Genomic DNA, 2887 nt, shown 5'->3' with positions numbered 1-2887 from the left:
GATGGAGGCCTCGATACCAAGGAGAACGTCGTCGCTGCCTGTCGGTATTGCAACAACAACCGACACAAGGGGAAGCGCCCGAAGGACGCAGTGTCCTATGGAGACCTGGTCCGATCACGAATTGAGCAAGGCCGATGGCGTCCCGTCACGTTAACGGATAACTCCCTCCCGTAGCCGCTGCGACGCTTTAGTCCTTTCGATCCAGGGCGTCTTCAACCTTCCTCCGGCTGTTTCCAACGTCCTTCACGGTTTCTTTGACCGCCTGCTTGGACACGCCCTCTTTCTTTGCTTCGTAGCGGACCTCATGATCTTGGCCAGCCGCGACACGGGCTCGATCCTGCTTGCGGCTTCTTGAACTTGGGGACATCTCAAACCTCCGTCCTGTGGAACGGCTAAACTTCCTGGGATCAACGAAGTTCCGGCGTGAGCGGGTGTGTCGCTTGCATCTTGACAGCAATTCCTGGCTCAGCGTCCAGGCGGCACAGGCTTGACGCGCTGGGCTGAATGAGAGGCTGGTCTACTCGTATGAGCTGAACATGATTGTGACTATTATTGTGGGGGTATTATCGCGACGATATTTGCCTTCGCGGCATAGCCGGGATCGGCAGCATTTGGTTTGGCGGCGAGCAAGTGGCCAAGTGCGCAGCCTAAAACAAGGGCGAACATGACCGGTTGTTTTTGAAGCCGAATCAAGCAAGAGCCAGACCGAGAGAAACGAGACCCAGCCAAATCCAAGCAGTGACTTTCACAAAGCGCATCGTCATGCTCTCCAGTGCAGAATCATCTATACGCTGCTGAGAGCTTTCCATTTCGTAAATGCCACTCCAGCAAACTAATTCCTGAACCTGGTTCATAGGTCCTCCCTCTCAAGCGAGCAGACTTCGAGATCGTCTTCGTCCAGAACTATCTCGGCCACTCGATACGGGGGGCCATCAAACCATCCCATCGCATCTGCCTGCTCATAAGAAAGCGTTTCGTGCTCTTTCGCGCCATCAGCCTGGACGGTCGCCATCTCAACAGGGTGGATGCCAATCGCGACAACTGTGCGCGTGCCGACGTCGGTACACCTCCACCGCCTCTTCCCGCACCAGAACTCCAGACCGATCTGAAACTCCGAGTGTTCCATGCATGATCTCCCTGATTTACTAAGTGATGATTGCAAATAGCCGAGTGTCGGGGTCTCGAGGCTGTTGCTAAAAAGTCAAACCGGGAGGATCCCAAACCTTACTCGCGTCGAACAAGGCGCTCTCTCCAATCCAGCCACGCACGGTTTATGATAGTTGTTTCCTTAACCGGAGCGCCCATGGTCCAATACTGTCGGCCGCCGATGTCAAGGTAGACAGAGCTTCTCCTAATTGGCTCAAACCACCTTCGTTCACCCTTGGTGCGGATGAATGTGACGGCTTCCTCACGGCATGGTTTTCGCGTAACGCCAGTGGCGCGTGCCGATGAACTTCTTGAAGTCATCAATGCTATCCATTAGGTCTGGTCCTAAAGTTCAAGAGGCTAATCATGCAATTGCTCATGAGCCACCTCGCCCAATTCAGCTCGCTCTCCAAACAGGGCGAGTTGCTGTGCACGCAGGGCCTTGCCTACCTTCTCCAGAATCCGGATGCACGCAAGAGCTTTGGGGACCATATCTCCAAGGCGGTGGGCAGAACTATCGACGCCGACTTGACTTGGCGGGCGGAGGCTCGACAGAAAGACGGTGCCCGCCCCGACTTGGAGGGTCGCACGGCTGACGGAAAGCGCGTGGTCAAGATCGAGGCGAAATTGGGGGCGGCCTTTGGCGAGGGCCAACTCAGGTCGTACCTTGGCGACCTTCAAGACAGCTCTGATCGTGGAATGTTGCTGGTGCTGGTACCTCAATACCGGGTTGCTGCGATGAAATTGTCGGTGCCGAGTGCGTCCGCTCTTACCCAGGATGGTCCTTGGCAGCGGGGTGCAACGCCAGAACTTCCCGTCGCGGTGATCGACTGGGAAGGGGTCTTGGCCGCTCTCAGCGATGTTCGCTCGGAACCGTTCCTTAGTGACCTCGCGCAATTCGAGGCCATGTACAGGGTCCTTAATGGCTACGACATCGAGCCACTGAGGAGTGTCTCTGAACTATTGGCTTGGCGCGAGCGGAAAGAGGTATTCGTCAATCTCGTGGATCGCGTTACCCGCCGCTTGGCGCGGCAGGGCCCAGTCCTCCCGATGGGCAAGGATTCCGACGACTATCAGCGTCGATATGTCTGCCTACCGCTTGGCACCGAGCAGCCCTGCTTCAGCGTGGGGGTCCGCGATCCTTTTGTCGGTTACACGACCCCTATTTGGCTGCGGTTCCACCGTCGTACGCCCAAGTTCTCGGTTATCCGCGAGCGTCTTGTCGCGTGTGGCTTGTCGCAGCGATTGACTGAGTGCGATGGCCACGTCTGGATACATCTCGATGTTCCGCTCAATGCCGACGGCGAATCTCTGGTTGGTTCCTTGGTCGAGCAAGCGCAACGGGTTATCGAGGTAGCGTACCAGCCATTATGACGCACGTCGTGTGTCCCGCAAAATCGCAGATCGATTAGCTCCGGGATAGCTCACCCACTTGGAGCGAAGGTCCAAGGCGACGGTGGAGAGCTATACGGCTCGAACAGCAGCAGGTCGCCGAAACCACATCAACAGCGACGGTTTCTAACGTCCTTGGTGGCGGTTTCGGCAGCGCCTCACCGCCACCGCTGGCAGTCGAGATGCAGTGCGAAGTTGACAACCGTACCGGTCTTGCTAGCTTGAGATCGGACGGAGGCAAGATATTAGCTTGCCTGGGGTTGGTTGAAGACCCGTCAGCGTAGCGCGGATTTAGCCGCGTCGTACCGTTCAAAGACTGCGGAGTGACGCCAATAGGCGTCGTCTTGTG

The 2887-nt window shown here is 56.7% G+C and carries 4 protein-coding genes; 1 reads left to right on the top strand and 3 read right to left on the bottom strand.

Annotation, left to right across the window (positions count from 1 at the left end):
• Window positions 1-187: 187 nt before the first annotated feature.
• From CO660_RS32155 to CO660_RS32150, 3 genes are all read right to left on the bottom strand, one after another.
• Complete coding sequence (locus CO660_RS32155; RefSeq protein WP_097601867.1) at window positions 188-367, bottom strand: DUF3606 domain-containing protein; 180 nt, start codon at window positions 365-367, stop codon at window positions 188-190.
• A 322-nt stretch (window positions 368-689) separates the two neighbouring features.
• Entirely contained in the window at window positions 690-854 is a 165-nt protein-coding gene (locus CO660_RS33565; RefSeq protein ID WP_176536420.1) for a hypothetical protein, read from the bottom strand.
• Complete coding sequence (locus CO660_RS32150; protein ID WP_097601864.1) at window positions 851-1126, bottom strand: hypothetical protein; 276 nt, start codon at window positions 1124-1126, stop codon at window positions 851-853. The genes CO660_RS33565 and CO660_RS32150 overlap by 4 nt, the downstream gene beginning before the upstream one ends.
• A gap of 386 nt (window positions 1127-1512) precedes the next feature.
• Here CO660_RS32150 and CO660_RS32140 point away from each other — a divergent pair, with 386 nt between their 5' ends.
• Complete coding sequence (locus CO660_RS32140) at window positions 1513-2520, top strand: hypothetical protein (protein WP_245421419.1); 1008 nt, start codon at window positions 1513-1515, stop codon at window positions 2518-2520.
• Window positions 2521-2887 lie beyond the last annotated feature (367 nt).

Source organism: Rhizobium sp. L9 (assembly GCF_002531885.1).
Lineage (GTDB): Bacteria > Pseudomonadota > Alphaproteobacteria > Rhizobiales > Rhizobiaceae > Rhizobium.
This window is presented reverse-complemented; position numbering and strand designations above follow the sequence as displayed.

Coding starts and splice junctions, on each gene's coding strand:
- CO660_RS32150 (WP_097601864.1), bottom strand. CDS start 1,126: ATGGAACACTCGGAGTTTCAGATCGGTCTGGAGTTCTGGTGCGGGAAG.
- CO660_RS32155 (WP_097601867.1), bottom strand. CDS start 367: ATGTCCCCAAGTTCAAGAAGCCGCAAGCAGGATCGAGCCCGTGTCGCG.
- CO660_RS32140 (WP_245421419.1), top strand. CDS start 1,513: ATGCAATTGCTCATGAGCCACCTCGCCCAATTCAGCTCGCTCTCCAAA.
- CO660_RS33565 (WP_176536420.1), bottom strand. CDS start 854: ATGAACCAGGTTCAGGAATTAGTTTGCTGGAGTGGCATTTACGAAATG.